Below are 18,118 nucleotides of genomic sequence, written 5' to 3'. Positions count from 1 at the left end.
AGTCTAACTCGCGGACTACAAAGTCCGCGCTACTTTGCGCATCAAACCGTTTTCCCGCCCGCCAATGTCCCTTCGGCTACTTCTGGTTCTCCTGCTCGCGCTGCTCGGCTCCGCCCAATCCTCGGCCCAAACCCTCGCGCCCGCCGATTTGGTGAACCCGCTCATGGGCACCGATTCCAAGCCCGACCTCTCGAACGGCAACACATATCCCGCCATTTCGCGGCCCTGGGGCATGAACTGCTGGATGCCCCAAACCGGCAAAATGGGCAACGGCTGGGCCTACCAGTACGGGGCCGATAAAATCCGGGGCTTCAAGCAGACGCACCAGCCCTCGCCCTGGATGAACGACTACGGGCAGTTCGTGCTCATGCCCGGCACCGGCAAAATCAGGGTGGGGGAGGACGAGCGGGCCAGCTGGTTTTCGCACAAATCCGAAACCGCCCGGCCCTACTACTACAGCGTGTACCTGGCCGATTACAACATCACCACCGAGCTGGCCCCCACCGAGCGCGCCGTCCGGTTCCGTTTCACCTTCCCCAAAACCGACAGCGCCTACGTGCTGCTCGATGCCCTCGACAAAGGCTCCTTCGTGAAGATGCTGCCAGCCCAGAACCGCATCATCGGCTACACCACCAAAAACCGGGGCGGCGTGCCCGCCAACTTCAAAAACTACTTCATCGTTGAGTTCGACCGCCCATTCACGGCCACTCACTTAGTCAACGATAACACCCTGACCAGTACCGGCACCGAGCTCACCGCCGCCCACGCGGGCGCGGTGGTCAGCTTCCGCACCGGCCGGGGCGAGCAGGTGCAGGCCCGCGTGGCGTCCTCGTTCATCAGCGCGGAGCAGGCTGAGCGCAACCTGCTGGAAATCGGGACCGACGACTTCGAAAGCGTGAAGCAAAAAGGCCGCGACGCTTGGAACAAAGCCCTGGGCCGGGTCGAAATACAAGGCGGCACCGATGAGCAGCAGCGCACATTTTATTCCTGCCTGTATCGTTCGCTCCTGTTTCCGCGCAAGTTCTACGAGCTGGACGCGGCCGGCCAGGCCGTGCACTACAGCCCGTATAATGGCCAGGTGCAGCCCGGTTTCCTCTACACCGATACCGGGTTTTGGGACACTTTCCGGGCCTTGTTTCCGCTGCTGAACCTGATGTATCCGTCGGTAAATGCCGAAATCCAGGCCGGGCTGGCCAATGCCTACCGCGAGGGCGGCTGGCTGCCGGAGTGGGGCAGCCCCGGCTACCGCAACATCATGGTGGGCAACAACTCCGCCTCCGTAGTGGCCGAGGCTTACCTGAAAGGCGGGCGCGGCTATGACATCAACACCCTCTACCAGGCCCTGACGCATGGGGCCAACAATGCCGGCCCGCTTGAAGCCGTGGGCCGCGCCGGTGTGAGCTACTACAACAAGCTCGGCTACGTGCCCTACGATGTGAAAATCAACGAAAGCGCCGCCCGCACCCTCGAATACGCCTACGACGATTTTGCCATTGCCCAGCTGGCCACGGCCCTGAAACGGCCCAAAAAGGAAATTGCCCTCTACACCCAGCGCAGCCAGAACTACCGCAAGCTCTTCGACAAGCAGAGTGGCCTGATGCGCGGCCGTAACCAGAACGGCACCTTCCAAACGCCGTTCAATCCCTTCAAGTGGGGCGATGCCTTCACCGAGGGCAACAGCTGGCACTACACCTGGTCGGTGTTTCACGACGTGCAGGGCCTAATGAACCTGATGGGCGGCCCCCGGCCCTTCCTGGCCACGCTGGACTCGGTTTTCACCCTGCCGCCCATCTTCGATGAGGCGTATTACGGCGAGGTAATCCACGAAATCCGGGAAATGCAGATTGCCAATATGGGCCAATATGCCCACGGCAACCAGCCGGCCCAGCACATCATCTACCTCTACAACTACGCCGCCCAGCCCTGGAAAACCCAGTATTGGGCCCGCGAAACCATGAACCGCCTCTACCGCCCCACGCCCGACGGCTACTGCGGCGACGAAGACAACGGCCAAACCTCGGCTTGGTACGTGTTTTCGGCCCTGGGCTTCTACCCCGTGTGCCCCGCTTCGGACCAATACGTGCTCGGCGCGCCCCTTTTCCCCAAAGCCACCCTGCACCTCGAAAACGGCCACGACGTGGTGCTGAACGCCCCCGCCAACAGCGCCGCCAACCGCTACATCAGCCAGCTGAAATTCAATGGCCAGCCCTACGGCCACAACTGGCTCAGCCACGCTGCCTTGCAGCAAGGCGCTACGCTGGACTTTGATATGGTGCCCGCGCCCGCCACCACCCGCGGCACCGCCGCTGCTGACGCGCCCTTTTCCGCCTCCAAACCACAATAGCAACGTAGCGTGGACTCTGCGAGTCCGCGTCCTATACGGATATCTGAACGGCGCGGAGACGCGGACTCGCAGAGTCCGCGCTACAGCCTGCTAAACAGTTGCGCCAACCACCGGCGGCCCGTCCACCTCGGCCCGCATGCGCGGCAAACTCCCCGGAAAATTCCGCTGCAAAAACGCCACCAGCCCCTCGCGCACGGCGCAGCGCAGGTCCCACAGCGCACTCGCATTGGCCGCGCTCACCAGCGCCCGCAGCTCCAGAGTGCGCTCCTTGGAGTCCGTCACTTGCAGCACGCACACCCGCTCGTCCCAGAGTGGGGTGGCTTCCAGCAGGCGGCGTAGTTCGGCGCGCAGGGCGTCCACGGGAACGGTGTAGTCGGTTTGGAGGAAGACGGTGCCGGTGAGGCGGGCGCTGGTGCGCGTCCAGTTCTGGAAAGGCTTTTCAATAAAGTAGTTGAGCGGCAGCACCAGCCGGCGCTCGTCCCAGATGCTGAGCACCACGTAGGTAAACGTGATTTCCTCGACGCGGCCCCACTCGCCCTCCACCACCAGCACATCATCAATGCGAATGGGCTGGGTGAAGGCTATCTGAAACCCCGCCAGCAAGTTGCTGATGGAGCGCTGCGCCGCAAAGCCCACAATCACGCTGGCAATGCCGGCCGATGTGAGCAGGCCCGTCCCTAGCCGCCGCACCGTTTCAAAGCTCATCAAAACTAAACCCACCGCCACGAATGCTACCAGCGAAGCCGCCAGCTTCTTCAGAAACTGGAGCTGCGTGAAGAGCTTGCGCACGCGCAAATTATCGGGCGAGCCGAGTTGGTAGCGGAGCTGCACCAGGTCCTGAAACACATCCAGCGTCTTAATCAGGCCCCAGGCGAAGGTGAGAATCAGCGTGAACTCGATGAAGCGGCGCAGCACCTCAAACGGCCGGGGCGGCAGCGGCACCAGCGGCAGCAGCAGCGAAATGGCCAGCACCGGCAGAAACCACGCGCTGGCCATGCGCAAGTGCCGCGCCAGGGAGCGGGCCAGGACCGAATCCTCGCGCCGGTCATAGGCCCGCAGCCCGGCGAAGATGACGAACCGGACCACCAGCCCGGCGGCCAGCCCGCCCAGCAGCACGGCCAGACCCGTGAAAATATCGGGAAAATGCGAGACGAGATGCGCCAGCGGTTCGTTCATAATTACCAGTTGCGCGGGCGGCCCGGGCCGCCTTCGGGTGAGCAGGGTGTACCGCGCCCGCCTCGGAAAGGTTAGCCGTCGGCGTTTGTGGTGCCCTGGCCGATGCTACACCGGCTGCCCGCAGTGCCAGCAGAAGGCCGCATCGGGCCGGTGGCCGTCGGCCTGGCAGGCGGGGCAAACGGCCTGCTTGAACGCGGGCGCGGCCGGCGCAACGGGCGCGGCTGGCTTAGCTGAGTTTGCCGGCATGGCCATCTGGGCTGTCACGATGCCCGTGGGCACGGCAATGATGGCGTAGCCCATTACCATGAGCACCGAGGCCAGCGTCTGGCCCAGCACCGTGACGGGCGAAATGTCGCCATAGCCCACTGTCGTCACCGTCACCACGGCCCAATAAATGCTTTTCGGAATGCTGGTGAAGCCGTTCTGGCCGCCTTCCACCACGTACATCAGCGTGCCCACCACGACAACCAGCGTGAGCACCGCCGTGAGAAATACCATGATTTTATAGCGGCTGGCCTTCAGCGCCTGCACGATGAACTCGCCCTCGCCCACGAAGCGCCCCAGCTTGAAAATCCGGAAAACCCGCAGCAGCCGCAGCGTGCGAATGGCCAGTAGGTAGTGACTACCCGCCAGCACCAGCGCCGCCAGCGCGGGCACAATGGCCAGAAAATCAATGATACCGAGCAGGCTCAGCGCGTAGGCCAGCGGCCGGCGCACCACCAGCAGCCGCACCACGTATTCGATGAGAAACAGCCCGGTAAACGCCCACTCCACGGCCCGCAAAAAGGGGCCGTACCGGACCGCGATATCGTGCACGCTTTCCAGCATCACGGCCAGCACGCTGAGCACCACGGCCACCAGCAGCACGATGTCAAACGCCCGCCCGGCGCGGGTATCCGACTCAAAAATAACGCGATAAGCGACCCGCTGCCAGCGTGGAGCGTCGTCGCGGGGCCGAATATCCATGGGTGAAAAGGGGGCTTGGGTTAGGACGCGGGCCGCGCCTGCAAAGCAGCCAGGGCAGCCTGCGTTTGCTGGAGTTTCTTCTGGGCTTTTTTCTCTTTTCTGTTGTCGTCGTGCTCCTTTTCCTGGGCGGCGGTGGGCACGCCGTTGGCGAAGTAGCTGAGCAGGGTCTGGCGCAGGGCGGGGGTGAGGTGCTCGAACTTACGTTTACGCAGCTTGCGCAGCAACTGGCCGTAGGTCTGGTCGGCCAGGGCGTAGGCGGTGGGGCGGGTGGGCTGGCCGGTGTCGAGGTTGGTATCGGGCAGGGCTAGGGTGCGGGTGGTGTCGGTGGGCTGCTCGTTGGTGAGGGTGCAAAACCGGGCCAGCGAAGCGCGGTAGCTGCGGTGAAACTGCAGGGCTCCCGGCACGTCGGTCAGGGTGAAGGCATATGGTTTCAGCGGGCCGACTTTGGGCAGCACGCTCAGCACACCCGCCATCAGGCGCGCGCCGAAGCCCGGTCGCTCGTAGTCGTGGCCAAACTCGCGGCGGTACTGGCGGCGGTTGTTGTGGTAGAGCGAGTCGCCGCGCCGGGCGCGCGGGCTCAGCTCCCGAATTTCGTCGTGCTTGTGGTGCCAGGCGGCCCGCGCCGCCGCCGGCAGCAGCTGGTTCACCGCGAAGCGGAACATGGCCACGCTGGCATTCACGTTGAAAAAAATCTGCTTCATTTCCAGCCCGTAGGTTTGCCGGAAGGCGCGCTCCATCACCGGCTTGCTCACCCGGAAGCCGATGGCCTTGTGGTAGGTCTGGCTGCGGTAACGGCCGGCCGCCACCTGCACCACATCGAAGGAAAACTCCAGCTCGGTATGCCGCACGGTGGCCTGCTCGTAGGTGATGATGGGGCCGAATTTCGCCTTCAAATCGGGGTAAACGGTGGCGATAATCTGGTTGGTGCCTTCGGGGTGGCCGGTGTTGTCGGCGGCGTAGTGGGCCAGCGCGCCCAGCGCGAAGGCGTACTCGTTGCGGTTGCGGGCCTGGCGCAGCAGGTTGCGCACGAAGTCGCCGGAGCGCACGTAGTGCGTAAGGTTGGTGAAGAACGTGGAGCCCAGCGGGTAGTAGCCCATGTCCTGCAAAATGGCCCCACCGTAGGCGTAGCTTTTGGCCTCGTTCATCTCGTGGGGCGTGCCGCCGGGGTAGTGGTGTTGCAGCAGCGGGGCAATGCAGTCGGCCCAGGTCGTGTCGATAATGGCCTGGTGGGTGAGCACCGAATAGGCGGCGGCCGGCGCGGCCGGGGCCAGCAGCAACAGGAAAAACAGAAGGCGAAAGCGCATGAAAACGGGCACGAGAGAAGCGTAACATGGGCAACGTGGAAACCCGCCCGCCCGTTGCTGGCCCTTTATTAGCAAGCTTCGGGAAATCTCCTAACTTGGCTGCGTCTTTCTCCAAAATACCCGCCTATGCCGCTGACTACTACCCATCCACCCCAGCCAATTGCCGGCCGCGCCGCCACGCCCCGCGTGCAGGCCATCGACGTGGTGCGCGGCCTGGCCATGGTCATCATGGCCCTCGACCACATCCGCGAGTTCTGGACGCCCACCGCCGTACGGCCCGAAGATGTGGCCCACGCCTCGACGGCGCTGTTTTTCACGCGCTGGATTACGCATTTCTGCGCGCCCACCTTCGTGTTTCTGGCTGGCACCAGCGTGTTCCTTTATCAGCAAAAGCAGGCCGACCGGGGGCGGGTGAGCCGGTTTTTGCTCACGCGGGGCCTGTGGCTGATTTTCATGGAAATCGTGATTGTTAATTTCCTGCTGCAATGGGGCGCATTTAATCTGATTCTGCTTCAGGTAATCTGGTCGATAGGCTGGGGCATGGTGGCGCTGGCCGGCTTCATCTGGCTGCCGCGCTGGCTGACGGCCACGCTGGCGCTGGCCGTGATTTTGGGGCATAACGCGCTGCCCAATATTCAGCCCGTGACGGCCGCCACGCTGCTGCCGGCCCTCATTTACGACAGCCCATTTCTGTACCAGCTCACGCCCAAGCTGCCCGTGCTGGCGGCTTACACCATCCTGCCTTGGGTGGCGGTGCTGGCGGCGGGCTACTGCATCGGCCCGTGGTTTCAGCTGCCGCTGCCGGCGCGCAAGCAGCGATTGCGGCTGGCTGGGGCGGGCGCGCTGCTATTCTTCGTGGCGCTGCGGTTCAGCAACCTGTACGGCGACCCGCAGCCCTGGGCCGTCCAGCCACGCGGGGCCTTCTATACCGCCTTGTCCTTCGTCAACATCACGAAGTACCCGCCGTCGCTTCTGTTCCTGAGCCTCACGCTGGGCACGGCGTTGCTGCTGCTCTCGGTAACTGAGGACGTGCCCGGCCGCCTGGCCCGCTGGCTGAGCACCTACGGCAAAGTGCCCATGGGTTATTACCTGATGCATTTCTGCCTCATCAGCGGCGGCGCGCTGGTCTGGACGTGGCTGCAATTCGGCAAGCCCTTCAACTTCTCCTTTGCCCAGCCCAAGGACTGGCCTGCGGGCTACCAGCCCAGTCTGCTGCGGGCGTATGTGGTGTGGGCGGTGGTGGTACTGCTGCTGTACTGGCCGTGCCGCTGGTACCAGGGCTACAAGCAGCGGCACTCGCACTGGTGGCTGTCTTATTTGTAAACGCTGGTGACGTCAAAGGGGGCCGGGCACTGGAAACGAACGAAAAAGAAAGCTCAGCCATCATTAACCCTGCGCGCTGATTCTCCGTTTCGGGCTTCATCACCAGATTTTTTCAGATGAAGTTTTTTGCCTCTCTCGCCCTGGCCGGCACGTTGCTGACGGCTGCGGCCCCCACGGCATCGGCCCAAAGCCGGGCCGGCTCGCCCTACCACACCCGCTTCGCCGTCGATGGCCCCGTCATCCTGGGCCTGGGGGCGGTGAGTGCCTTCGGCCTGTACCGCGTGCAGCAAAAAAGCGGCCTGAGCGATGCCCAACTGGCCGCCCTCAATAAAAACGATGTGCCGAAAATCGACCGCTTTTCGGCCGGCTGGTACAGCGAAAGCGCCCAGACCGCCAGCGACTTAATCTGCTACCCTACGCTGGCCATCGCGCCGGCGCTACTAGCCCTCAACGATGACGTGCGCAGCCACTACGGCCAGGTGCTGGGCCTCTACGTCGAAACCATGCTGGCCACCGATGCCCTGTTCACCACTTCGGTGGGCAACATCTACCGCTACCGGCCCTACCTCTACGGCCCCGAAGGCGACGGCGGACGCTCGGGCAAAATCGCCACCAATTCCTTCTTTGCCGGGCACACCGGGCACACGGCCACGGCCACGTTCTTCGCCGCCAAAGTCATGCACGATTTCAACCCCGGCTATGCCGGTGAGCCCTTCGTGTGGGGCGCGGCGGCTGTGGTGCCGGCCGCCGTGGCCTATTTTCGCATCGAAGCGGGCAAGCATTTCCTCACCGATAACCTCGTGGGCTACGCCGTGGGCGCGACCATGGGCGTGGTGGTGCCGCAGCTGCACAAAGTGGCCGGCCGCAATGGCGTGTCTTTGATGCCGTTGCAGGGGATGAATGCCAACGGGTATGCCTATTCGGGGATGCTGCTGAGCAAGCGGCTGTAGCTAAGGGTAGAGCTTAGACCCTGCTGAAACCCGAAATGCCCGCCGGATTACTTCCGACGGGCTTTTTTGTGGATTGATGGCAAGGCTGTCGGGAAATAATTTATCCTGAGACAGGGTAGGGGCGTGAGTGGTTGAGCTTTACCTTGCCGTGGGGTTGTCTGGCCCCGGTTTTCCTCATCCACCCCCATCACCACCCCATGAAACACTGCTACTCCCGATTTTGCCTGCTGCTGGTGCTGCTGGCGGCTACCCTGGCCGCGCAGGCCCAGATTGAGCCGGCCGCCCAGTACACCACTCTCACCCCAGCCCAGCTGATGACCTGGACCGCCACCGGCCCCACCGCCGTGCCGGCCAACGTGAGCACCGTGCCCCTGGCCACCCGCCAAAACTCCCTGGCCCCCCAGCTCAACCCCGCCCAGAGCTTCAGTTCCAAAGTGAACTGGTGCCCCGATGGCATGAACAACTTCGTGGGCTACCTCAACGAGCAGCCCCAGTTCAATCTCTACAACTTCACGCACTGGCAATATATCGACGTGCTGACGTGGTTTGCCAGCCCCATCGGCATCCCGTGCCGGCCGTGGGTGGAGGCCGCGCACCGCAACGGCGTGAAGATTATCGGCACCGTTTTCACCGATGGGCCGGGCTTCATCGCCCTCACCCAGAAGGATGCGGCCGGCAACTACATCGGCGCGCAAAAGCTGGTGGACGTGGCCAATTATTACGGCTTCGACGGCTGGTTTTTCAACGAGGAATCGCGCCTGACCACGGCCCAGTCCACCGAATTGATTAACCTGCTCAAGCAGCTGCAAGCCCTCCGGCCCGCCGGCATGGAGATTCACTGGTACGATTCGATGCTGCCCAGCGGCGTGGTGTCGTATCAGAACACGATGAACACCAGCAACGCCCCGCTGCTGCAAAGTGGCCCCGACCGCGTGAGCGACGCGATGTTCACCAACTATTTCTGGTCGGGCACCACGGCCATCAACACCGCCGTGACCACGGCCGCCAGCATCGGCCGCAGCCCGTTTGATGTGTATAGCGGGGCCGATATCTGGCCGGGCCGCAACCCCCAGCAGTTGTTCAGCAGCACCACCTGGCTGGGCAATTACTACACCGGCAACAGCCCCGCCACCCCGCGCACCTCGCTGGCCGTGTTCGCCCCCAACCTCACCTTCAACGGCGGCCTGAACAACTTCAACAGCAACCCGGCCGACTACGCCAACTTCTACAAAACCGAAGTGCGCCTTTTCGCCGGCGATGACCTCGACATCACCACCGCCGATGCCAGCGGCTGGCAGGGCTTCGGCTACTACCAGCCGGTGCGCTGCGCCATCACCAGCTTGCCCTTTGAAACCAACTTCTGCGTGGGCCAGGGCAAGATTTTCGCCAACAACGGCGCGGTGGCCGTGAAGGGCTGGACCGATATGGCCAAGCAGGCCATCCTGCCCTCGTGGCAGTGGGCCAAAACCGGCGCTACTACCATCAGCACGGGCTTCGATTTCAGCCGCGCCTGGTACGGCGGCACCAGCGTGAAACTGGCCGGCAGCCTGGCCGCCGGGGCCAGCACCACCGTCAAGCTCTACCAAACCAAGCTGCCCATCACCGCCACCACCAACCTCGACCTCACCTACAAAGGCCTGGCTGCCGGGGCCAGCAGCACCCGCCTGGCCCTGTATTTCAGCGACAACCTGACCACGCCCGAGTACGTGAACGTGCCCGCCCTGGCCGATACGCTGTGGGCCAGCACCACCGTTTCGCTGGCCGCCTATGCCAACCGCGAGCTGGCCATCATCGGCGTGCAGGCTACCTCGGCTACGGCCCTCACGGCCTACCGCTTCAACCTGGGCAAGCTGAAACTGTACAACGGCACGGCCGCCGCCGTGGCTCCGGTGGCCAACTTCGCGGCCACCGCCACCACCGTGCTCACCGGCCAGCCCGTCACCTTCGCCAACTCGTCCACCAACGCTACCAGCTACGCCTGGGCGCTGCCCGGCGCTACGCAGACCAGCAGCACCGCGGTGCACGCCACCGCCACCTACGCCACGGCCGGCACCTACGCCGTGACGCTCACGGCCAGCAGCGCGGCCGGCCAGAACGTGCTCACCCGCCCGGCCTACATCACCGTGCTCGCGGCCCCGCCCACGGGCACCAACACGTCCCTCAGCTTCGATGGCCTGAGCAAGTACGTCGACGCCGGCATCATCAATATGAGCGGCGCGGCCTTCAGCCTCGAATGCTGGGTGAAACCCAACGCGTTTAAAACCACCTCTCCCTACATTTCCAGTCTGATGGGCATTGAAGATGGCGGCGTGAATACGCTGATGCTGCGCCTCGGCGATGCCGGCATTGATGCCAGCCAGGTGCAGTTTGTGGCCCAGGTTGGCGGCAGCACCCGCAAGCTGGCTTCAGTGACGCGCCTCACGGCCGGGCAGTGGACCCACCTGGCGGGCACCTACGACGGTACCACAATGAAGCTCTACGTCAACGGCGTGCTCGATAACTCCCTGGCCGCCACCGGCAGCCTGACCGCCAACGCGCCCTTCACGCTGGCCCGCAACTACGCCGCCTCGCGCGGCCTCGACGGCCGCCTCGACGAAGTGCGCGCCTGGACCCGTGCCCTCACCGCCGCCGAAATCGCCGCCAACACCTGCGGTGTTTCCGCCACCAGCACCGCCCTGGCCGCCTACTGGAAGTGCAACGACTCGCCCGCCCTCACGGCCGCCGATGCCTCTGGCCACGCCCACCCCGGCACCCTCACCAACATGGCCACCAGCGACTGGTCGACCGACGTACCCACGCAGTGCCCCACCATCACGGCCACCCGTTCCGCCTCGGCTACCGGCCTGCAAGTGCAGGTTTTTGGCAACCCCGTACCCGGCGGCCGGGCCGAAATCGAAATTCAGGGTGCCCAAAACCAGCCGGTCACGCTGCAAGTGAGCAACGCACTCGGTGCCGTGGTGTGGCGGCAAACCGTGGCTGCCAGCGCCGCCAGCCGCCTCAGCGTGACGCTGCCCGGCGCAGCGGGCGTCTACCTGCTGCGGGCCAGCACGGCCAGCGGCACGACTACCGTGAAGCTGCTGAAGCTGTAGCGCGGCTTCGGAGGTGGTGTATCGCCTGAACGATGTAGGGGCGGGGCTTGTCCCCGCCCGGACGTTGAACGAAAATGTTGAGGCGGCGCAGTTGCCCGGGCGGGGGCAAGCCCCGCCCCTACATTTCACTGACCCCGAAACAGTTCTGGCTATGTTTGACAACAGCGGCTCCTCAACAGGGAGCCGCTGTTTGTTTTATGCTTTCTGAATGGGAGGACTTCAAAAAAGAATAGTGCAAAGTGAATAAAAAATATTTCAGAAAATAGGAATTGTCTGAGCGGTTCGGGTAGCTTTGAGGCAATTATATTCCGATGTTGCGCTCTACCCCGAACCCGCGCATTTCCACTGCGCTCCGGCTTCTTTGCCTGCTGTTCCTCACCGTGCTAGGCCCATACCGGGCTGCTGCGCAGGACGCGGCTTACCGCCCGTACTATTCGCCCGATACCACCCGGCTCTACCAGCTGGCCGTGGCGCAGCGCAATGCCGTGAAAGCGCATTTCGTGCTGCCCAAAACCGGCAACGGCGAGTTCCGCGACCATTACCGCAAAGTGGTGCAGGAAACGTCCGACGACGTGTTCAATTCCATCCGCTATTCGGCCCTGCTCGACCCCGTGGTGGAGCCCTTTGTGCAGCGCGTTTTTGCGCAGATTCTGAAAGCCAACCCCCAGCTGCCGGCCACGGCCCGGCTGGTGCTCACCCGCAACCCCGAGCCCAACGCCCACGCCGTGGGCAACGGCACGGTGATGCTCAACATCGGCCTGCTGCCCCGCCTCGAAAACGAAAGCCAGCTTGCCTTCATCCTCTGCCACGAGCTGGCCCACGTAGCCTGCCGGCACATGGAAAACGGCATGCAGGAGCGCCTGATGGCCCTGCACAGCAAGGAATTGAAGCGCGAGTTCCGGCGCATCGTCAACGCCGAGTACAACATCAGCTCGCAGGTGAAGGCGCTGGCGCTGGGCTTTTCGCTCAACGCCAACTACCACCACCGCCGGTTCGAGACGCAAGCCGACTCGCTGGGCTACGCGCTGCTGGCCCGCACTTCCTACGAGGCCCCGCAGGCCTACCGCGTATTGCAGCTGCTCGATACCATCGACGAGCCCGAAAACCCCGCGCCCGTGGCCCTGCCCACGTATTTCAGCTGCGCTGATTTCCCCAAAAAGTTTGGCACCGCGCTGGCTAAGCCCGCGTCCATCTTCACGGTGCAGAAGGAGGTGACGGCTCTCGAAACCACCGATACGCTGAAATCGCACCCCGACTGCGCCAAGCGGATGCGCTATGTGCAGGCCCTGACCAAGGGGCAGATAGCCGAGGGGCCGCAGCCGGCCAGCCTGCCCGATTTTGCCCGCATCCGCGCCGCCAGCCGGCTGGAAGTTATCCAGAGCTGGTTTGATTACGACTGCTACGACCATGCGCTTTTCGAGGCCTTGCAGCTGCTGCCCCAGCAGCCCCAAAACGGCTACCTGCACGCCGTGGTGCAGCTGAGCCTGTTTGAGCTGCGCCAACACTTGCAGGACCACACCTACTTCGCGGTCGTGTCCAACCTATCGGCGCACAATCCGGCCACTTTTAACGCCTTAGTCAGCACGCTGCACGACCTGCGCTACGACGATTTCAAGGGCCTGAGCGCTTGCTTCGCCCAAGCCACCGGCCCCGAAGACGCCGCCGACGAGTATGCCCTGGCCGCCCGATACGCCGCCAGCGCCCTGGCCGCCGATGCGGCCGCGCCCGCCACGGCGGCCCTCAAAACCCAGTTTCAGCAGCAGTACGCCGCCGGGCGGTTTGCCAAGCTGCTGTTTCCGGCCCCGCTGCCCAAAGCCACAGGCAAGCACCGCTGATACACATTTCCTTAACTCACTCCCAATCCTTATTGTCCACTCTTACCCCACTTTCCACGATGAAATTTACCCCCCGCACGGCGCTGGTCGCCCTGCTGCTGCTGGCTGCGCCGGCGGCTTTTGCCCAGACCAATACGCTCAACGGCATCCAAAATATGCACCGCTCGGCCCTTTCGCCCATCTATGATGGCAATGAGGTAAAGGGCTACGTGATGTTTGCCCGCGGCGACAAAGCCGACCGCAAAAACGACAACTACCTGCTCGACCTCTACGACCAGAACCTGGCCAAGATTTCGACCATCACCATTCAGAAACCCGCCGGCCGCTACACGCTGCTGAAAAACACCTTCAACGGCTCGGCTTTCGCGTTTTACTTCTTCAACAGCAAGGACAAAACGCTGGAAATGGAAACCTACGACACCAGCCTGAAAAAGCTGGGCTCCAAGGCCATCGGCGAGCTGACCAAGGGCGACCTGCGCGTGCTGGACGCCCAGCAACGGGCCGTGGACCCCACGGCCGGCGGCATGATGCTGGGATTGAACCTGTTTCCGGTGCCCGGCCTGGGCTTTGTGCGCAACGGGTACACCGGCGGCATGGCCAAGGGCTACACCCTGGCCATCTACGACAACAAGCTGGGTATGCACTGGCGCATCACGTCCGATGAAAACGCGAAACAGTATGAGTCGTTGAGCATTACGGAAGCCGCCGACAAATACCTGCTGGGAATTATGGTGCGGCGCGACGGCCTGCTGTCCCGCAAAACCACGTCCTACATGGTGGCGCTGGATGCCAAAACGGGCAAGAAGCTGCTCGATTTGCCGGTGGAAACCAGCGCCACGGAGCAACTTTCGCTCAGCTCGTTCACCTTCGATGCCGACAAGCGCGAGTTTGTGGCCGTGGGCGAATACTACAAGCTGGATGACAAGCCGTTCGTGAACAAAAGCCAGGGCCTTTACGTGAAGCGCTTCGGCGAAAACGGCAAGCAGGTGAGCACCAAAAACTACGGCTGGCACAACGAAATAGCCGCTCTGATGCCCGCCGAAGCCAAAGCCAGCCTGGAAGACAACTATGTGAACTACAACCACGCCGTGGTGAAAGGGGCCAATGGCCGGATGTACATCGTGGCCGAACAATTCAAAATCGTGGGCGATGGCCTCGGCATTGCGGCAAGCATTCTTAACGGGGGCGGTGGCAGTGCCAGCGTGTCCAAAGGCAAGGTAGCCAATATGTTGGTCTTTGAAATCGACCCGCAGGCCACGCTGACCAGCGTAAAATTCTATCCCAAGACTGTCACGAATGCGGAGCTGCCGGCCGGCACCGGGTTCATGGGCGCTGGCCTGCTCGGACAAATCATGAAGTCGCAGGGCGACTTTGACTACCAGTTCATGCAGAAAAACGACGATAACACGCAGTTCAACGTCGTGTACGTCAACTTCGACAAGGAGAAAGGTGAGAAAGCGCAGACATACATCGGCAACATTGCCTTCGGCGACAACGGCAAGTATGCGGTCGATAAAATCGAAATGCCGAGCGGCCCCACGTACTCCTATCTGTACCCGGCCAAGCCCGGCTACGTGATGATTGCCGACTATTTCAAGAAGAAAAACCAGCTCGGCATGAAGCTGGTGAAGCTCAACATCTGAGCCACCCAATCACTTGCAAAAAAGGCTCGGCGCATTGCCGGGCCTTTTTTGTTGGGTTAGTAGCCCGGTCCGACCGCCCTAGGCGGTCTGACCGGTTGAAGCACCACTGATACCGCCCTGACAACAACTGGTCGGACCGCCTAGGGCGGTCGGACCGGGGCATGCGTTTGCTATTGCCGAACTACTCAAAGCACCTCCGCACTGCTCCGCAGCTGCGCGCCGCGCTGGTGCAAATCGGCCTGCGCGGCTGCCCAGCCCTCGGTCGAAATGGCGCGGGTGGCATCGGTGATGACGGTGGTCGCGAAGCCAGCTTCCAGCGAATCGAGGGCGGAGTAGTACACGCAGTAGTCGGCGGCCAAGCCGGCCACGAAAACTTCACTCACGCCCCGGCCGCGCAGATAGTCGGCCAGGCCGGTGCTTTTGCGGTGGCCGTTGTCGAAAAACGCGCTGTAGCTGTCGATTTCCGGGTTCATGCCCTTGCGGAAGATGGCCTCGATGCGCTCGGTGCGCAGGGTGGGAGCCAGTTCGGCCCCGTCGCTGGCCTGGGTGCAGTGGTCGGGCCAGAGCACCTGGGGCAGGCCGTGCAGGTCAATCTGCTCAAACTGGCTGCGGCCGACGTGGCTGCTGGCGAAGCTCTCGTGGCCGGCCGGGTGCCAGTCCTGGGTCGCCACCACCAGGTCGAAATGCGGCTGTAACTCATTCACCAGCGGAATAATGGCGTCGCCCTCGGGCACGGCCAGCCGGCCACCGGGCAGGAAATCGTTTTGGATATCAATGAGCAGCAGGGCTTTCATGGGCAGGAGGGAAGGGTTGGGTGGGCTGAGTAGAAGGCACTGTCGTGCACAACACAAAAGAACGTCATGCTGAGCGCAGCCGAAGCATCTCTACTGCTTCGTTGCAACGATTGGATTACTCGAGTAGTAGAGATACTTCGGCTGCGTTCAGCATGACGTTCTTTTTCCTTACGGCAATAGACAAACCAAGCATTTGGCCCGCAGTTACGTTTACCCAGAAAACAACCCACGTCACTCCCCATGCCCGACCTTCAAAACCAGATAATTCTCGTCACCGGAGCCACTTCCGGCATCGGCAAAGTCACGGCCACCGAGCTGGCCAAAATGGGTGCCCACGTCATCATCCTGGCCCGCAGCGCCGAAAAAGCAGCCGATACTCAGCAGGAAATCAAAGCCGCCGCTGGCCACGACCACGTGGACGTGCTCCTGGCCGACCTCGCCGACCTGGGCCAGGTGCGCCGCGCCGCCGCCGAATTCAATGCCCGCTACCCGCGCCTCGACGTGCTGGTGAACAACGCCGGGCTCATTTTCGGGTCCGAGCGCCAGCTCTCGCCCGATGGCAACGAGTTGGGCCTAGCCACCAATCACCTCGGCCCGTTCCTGCTTACGGCCCTGCTTTTTGATAAACTAAAAGCCAGCCCCGCCGCCCGCGTGGTCAACGTGGCCTCCAAAGTATACCGCATTGCCCGGCCGGATTTGGCGGATTTTCAGTCGGCGCGGGGCTACGGCGGCTTGCGCGTGTACGCCAACACCAAGCTCTACAACATCATGTTCACGCAGGAGCTGGCCCGCCGCCTGCGCACCCACGGCATCGCCAACGTAACCACCAACGTGCTACACCCCGGCGTGGTGGCCAGCGGTTTCGGGAACGAGTCCGGCGGCCTGATGGGCTTTCTCACGCAACTGGGCCGCCCCTTCATGATTTCAGTGGCGAAGGGAGCCGAAACCAGTGTTTTCCTGGCCTCCGCGCCTGAGGTGGCGGCCATCAGCGGCGGCTATTTCGATGAGAAAAAGGCCGAGCCCGTGAAGCATTCCTTCAATACGCCCGAAAATGCTGCGCGACTCTGGGCGCTGAGCGAGGTGCTGACGGGGGCACAGTTTCTGGATTAGGCCACCGGATGCGCCGGGTGCAGTGCCCGCCACTCATCTTCCAGAATGCCCATTTCGATGAGCGTCCAGTAGCCCTCGCCGTGGCGCACCACGTCGCGCATCACGCCTTCCTGCTGGAAGCCGCACTTGAGGTAGCAGTTGATGGCCGCGTGGTTGAAATCGTAGACGCCCAGGCTGATGCGGTGCAATTTCAGGTCCTCGAACCCGATGCGCAACAGCGCCTTCACCATGCCCTGGCAGATGCCCCGGCGGCGCTCGGTGCTGTTGCCCACCAGCACGCGCGTGATGCGCCCGGCCCGGTCGCGCTCGCTGATGCCGCCCAGCGAAATATGCCCGACGGTAACGCCGGTTTTGGAATCCACTGCCTTGTAAATGAAGACGCTGGGGTCGTTCACGTCGTTGGAGCCTTCAACGTACCAGCTCAGGCCGGCCTCGGTGAGGGGGAAGGAAAACATCGAGCCGCTCCACTCTTTCATCAGCCGCTCGTCGTCGACCCATTCCATGAGTTGGGTGAAATCGTCGGAGGTGAAGGGTTCCAGTTTAATCATATTCCAAAAGGGGAGAGGCCGGCTTGATAAGCCCGGCAATAAGCCCGCAAGATAAGGCCCCGCTAGGCTGCCTTGCTAACCAAGCGGGCAGCTGGCTTGTTAGCGGCTTGCTTCTCAAACCTTCTATTTCGCTTCATGAATTTAGCCACCAACACCATCCTGCTCACCGGCGGCGCTTCGGGCATCGGCCTGGCGCTGGCCGTCCGTTTTTTGCGGGCTGGCAGTACCGTCATCATCGTGGGCCGGCGGGCCGATAAGCTGGCCGAAGCCCAACAGCGCTACCCCGGCCTAATTACGCGCCAAGCCAACATCGCCGACGTGGCCGAGCGCTTGGAACTGGTGCGCTGGGCCACCACCGAATACCCCGCCCTCAACGTGCTGGTGAACAACGCCGGCATCCAGAACCGCATCCAGCTGGCCGACGATGCCGCCACCGATTGGGAGCAGCGCCGCGAAGAGTTGGTTATCAACGTGGAGGCGCCCATCCACCTGGCCACGCTATTGGTGCCGCACTTGCGTCAGCAGCCGGGCGCGGCCATTATCAACGTCACTTCGGGCCTGTCGTTCGCGCCGGCCGCGTTCGTGCCAATTTACAGTGCTACCAAGGCCGCGCTGCATTCATTCACGCTCTCGCTGCGCCACCAACTGGTACCCACGGGCATTTCGGTGCTCGAAATCGTGCCCCCGGCCGTGGATACCGACCTCGGCGGGCCGGGCCTGCACACCTTCGGCGTGAACGTGGACGAGTTTGCCGATTCGGTGATGGCCCGCCTTGGCGCTGGCGAGCAGGAAGTGGGCTATGGCAGCTCCGAGAAGTCCCGTCTGGCCTCGCGGGCCGAGCTGGACGAGCAGTTTCGGGTGATGAATAACCGGTAGTCAGGCGGCAACAGCCCGCAAAAAGCACGTCATGCTGAGCGCAGCCGAAGCATCTCTACCGCAGTAGTAATCCCTTTCGATTGGGTTAGTTACGCGGTAGAGATGCTTCGGCTGCGCTCAGCATGACGTGCTTTTTCGTTCGCTAAGGCTTTCCTAAGTT

At 62.8% G+C, this 18,118-nt stretch carries 13 protein-coding genes; 8 read left to right on the top strand and 5 right to left on the bottom strand.

Annotated features, from left to right (window positions below):
• The first annotated feature begins 64 nt into the window (after nt 1-64).
• Nucleotides 65-2,344 carry a GH92 family glycosyl hydrolase gene (locus tag ACYU70_RS05175; RefSeq protein ID WP_342299244.1) on the top strand — a complete coding sequence of 760 codons (2,280 nt, stop codon included), beginning with the start codon at nt 65-67 and terminating at the stop codon, nt 2,342-2,344.
• Nucleotides 2,345-2,434: 90 nt separating this feature from the next.
• On the opposite strand, the gene ACYU70_RS05170 is transcribed toward ACYU70_RS05175, so the two are convergent.
• The 3 genes from ACYU70_RS05170 to ACYU70_RS05160 form a co-directional block, all read right to left on the bottom strand.
• Entirely contained in the window at nt 2,435-3,520 is a 1,086-nt protein-coding gene (locus ACYU70_RS05170; protein WP_342299242.1) for a mechanosensitive ion channel family protein, read from the bottom strand.
• Nucleotides 3,521-3,625: 105 nt separating this feature from the next.
• On the bottom strand, nt 3,626-4,486 hold the full coding sequence (locus tag ACYU70_RS05165; RefSeq protein WP_342299240.1) for an ion transporter: 861 nt from the start codon (nt 4,484-4,486) through the stop codon (nt 3,626-3,628).
• Nucleotides 4,487-4,506: 20 nt separating this feature from the next.
• Entirely contained in the window at nt 4,507-5,790 is a 1,284-nt protein-coding gene (locus tag ACYU70_RS05160) for a zinc dependent phospholipase C family protein (RefSeq protein WP_342299238.1), read from the bottom strand.
• Nucleotides 5,791-5,916: 126 nt separating this feature from the next.
• On the opposite strand from ACYU70_RS05160, the gene ACYU70_RS05155 reads away from it, so the two are divergent.
• From ACYU70_RS05155 to ACYU70_RS05135, 5 genes are all read left to right on the top strand, one after another.
• A complete protein-coding gene (locus tag ACYU70_RS05155; protein WP_342299236.1) occupies nt 5,917-7,113 on the top strand; it encodes a DUF1624 domain-containing protein in 1,197 nt (398 codons plus the stop codon).
• A 116-nt stretch (nt 7,114-7,229) separates the two neighbouring features.
• Entirely contained in the window at nt 7,230-8,063 is an 834-nt protein-coding gene (locus tag ACYU70_RS05150; protein WP_342299234.1) for a phosphatase PAP2 family protein, read from the top strand.
• Between the two features lie 197 nt (nt 8,064-8,260).
• The gene (locus ACYU70_RS05145; protein ID WP_342299232.1) at nt 8,261-11,152 is read left to right on the top strand and encodes an endo-beta-N-acetylglucosaminidase; all 2,892 of its coding nucleotides are present in this window, start codon (nt 8,261-8,263) and stop codon (nt 11,150-11,152) included.
• A gap of 311 nt (nt 11,153-11,463) precedes the next feature.
• On the top strand, nt 11,464-12,987 hold the full coding sequence (locus ACYU70_RS05140; protein ID WP_342299230.1) for a M48 family metallopeptidase: 1,524 nt from the start codon (nt 11,464-11,466) through the stop codon (nt 12,985-12,987).
• Between the two features lie 59 nt (nt 12,988-13,046).
• Nucleotides 13,047-14,630 carry a DUF6770 family protein gene (locus tag ACYU70_RS05135; protein ID WP_342299228.1) on the top strand — a complete coding sequence of 528 codons (1,584 nt, stop codon included), beginning with the start codon at nt 13,047-13,049 and terminating at the stop codon, nt 14,628-14,630.
• A 185-nt stretch (nt 14,631-14,815) separates the two neighbouring features.
• Here the strand turns inward: ACYU70_RS05135 and pncA are convergent, their stop codons facing one another.
• Nucleotides 14,816-15,424 (bottom strand): bifunctional nicotinamidase/pyrazinamidase, encoded by a 609-nt coding sequence (pncA, locus tag ACYU70_RS05130; RefSeq protein ID WP_342299226.1) that lies wholly within the window; start codon nt 15,422-15,424, stop codon nt 14,816-14,818.
• A gap of 240 nt (nt 15,425-15,664) precedes the next feature.
• Here pncA and ACYU70_RS05125 point away from each other — a divergent pair, with 240 nt between their 5' ends.
• A complete protein-coding gene (locus ACYU70_RS05125) occupies nt 15,665-16,534 on the top strand; it encodes an SDR family oxidoreductase (RefSeq protein WP_342299224.1) in 870 nt (289 codons plus the stop codon).
• On the opposite strand, the gene ACYU70_RS05120 is transcribed toward ACYU70_RS05125, so the two are convergent.
• The gene (locus tag ACYU70_RS05120; protein ID WP_342299222.1) at nt 16,531-17,082 is read right to left on the bottom strand and encodes a GNAT family N-acetyltransferase; all 552 of its coding nucleotides are present in this window, start codon (nt 17,080-17,082) and stop codon (nt 16,531-16,533) included. The genes ACYU70_RS05125 and ACYU70_RS05120 overlap by 4 nt on opposite strands.
• A gap of 135 nt (nt 17,083-17,217) precedes the next feature.
• Between ACYU70_RS05120 and ACYU70_RS05115 the strand changes: the two genes are divergently transcribed.
• Nucleotides 17,218-17,958, top strand: coding sequence for an SDR family oxidoreductase (locus tag ACYU70_RS05115; RefSeq protein WP_342299221.1), 741 nt, complete (start codon nt 17,218-17,220; stop codon nt 17,956-17,958).
• Nucleotides 17,959-18,118 lie beyond the last annotated feature (160 nt).

It is taken from the genome of Hymenobacter segetis, from assembly GCF_054776495.1.
Note: the sequence above shows the minus strand (reverse complement) of the source record. Positions and strands in the feature narration are given on the sequence as shown.

Excerpts from the sequence above, each read along its gene's own strand:
- ACYU70_RS05175 (WP_342299244.1), top strand. The coding sequence starts at position 65 with ATGTCCCTTCGGCTACTTCTGGTTCTCCTGCTCGCGCTGCTCGGCTCC.
- ACYU70_RS05170 (WP_342299242.1), bottom strand. The coding sequence starts at position 3,520 with ATGAACGAACCGCTGGCGCATCTCGTCTCGCATTTTCCCGATATTTTC.
- ACYU70_RS05165 (WP_342299240.1), bottom strand. The coding sequence starts at position 4,486 with ATGGATATTCGGCCCCGCGACGACGCTCCACGCTGGCAGCGGGTCGCT.
- ACYU70_RS05160 (WP_342299238.1), bottom strand. The coding sequence starts at position 5,790 with ATGCGCTTTCGCCTTCTGTTTTTCCTGTTGCTGCTGGCCCCGGCCGCG.
- ACYU70_RS05155 (WP_342299236.1), top strand. The coding sequence starts at position 5,917 with ATGCCGCTGACTACTACCCATCCACCCCAGCCAATTGCCGGCCGCGCC.
- ACYU70_RS05150 (WP_342299234.1), top strand. The coding sequence starts at position 7,230 with ATGAAGTTTTTTGCCTCTCTCGCCCTGGCCGGCACGTTGCTGACGGCT.
- ACYU70_RS05145 (WP_342299232.1), top strand. The coding sequence starts at position 8,261 with ATGAAACACTGCTACTCCCGATTTTGCCTGCTGCTGGTGCTGCTGGCG.
- ACYU70_RS05140 (WP_342299230.1), top strand. The coding sequence starts at position 11,464 with ATGTTGCGCTCTACCCCGAACCCGCGCATTTCCACTGCGCTCCGGCTT.
- ACYU70_RS05135 (WP_342299228.1), top strand. The coding sequence starts at position 13,047 with ATGAAATTTACCCCCCGCACGGCGCTGGTCGCCCTGCTGCTGCTGGCT.
- pncA (WP_342299226.1), bottom strand. The coding sequence starts at position 15,424 with ATGAAAGCCCTGCTGCTCATTGATATCCAAAACGATTTCCTGCCCGGT.
- ACYU70_RS05125 (WP_342299224.1), top strand. The coding sequence starts at position 15,665 with ATGCCCGACCTTCAAAACCAGATAATTCTCGTCACCGGAGCCACTTCC.
- ACYU70_RS05120 (WP_342299222.1), bottom strand. The coding sequence starts at position 17,082 with ATGATTAAACTGGAACCCTTCACCTCCGACGATTTCACCCAACTCATG.
- ACYU70_RS05115 (WP_342299221.1), top strand. The coding sequence starts at position 17,218 with ATGAATTTAGCCACCAACACCATCCTGCTCACCGGCGGCGCTTCGGGC.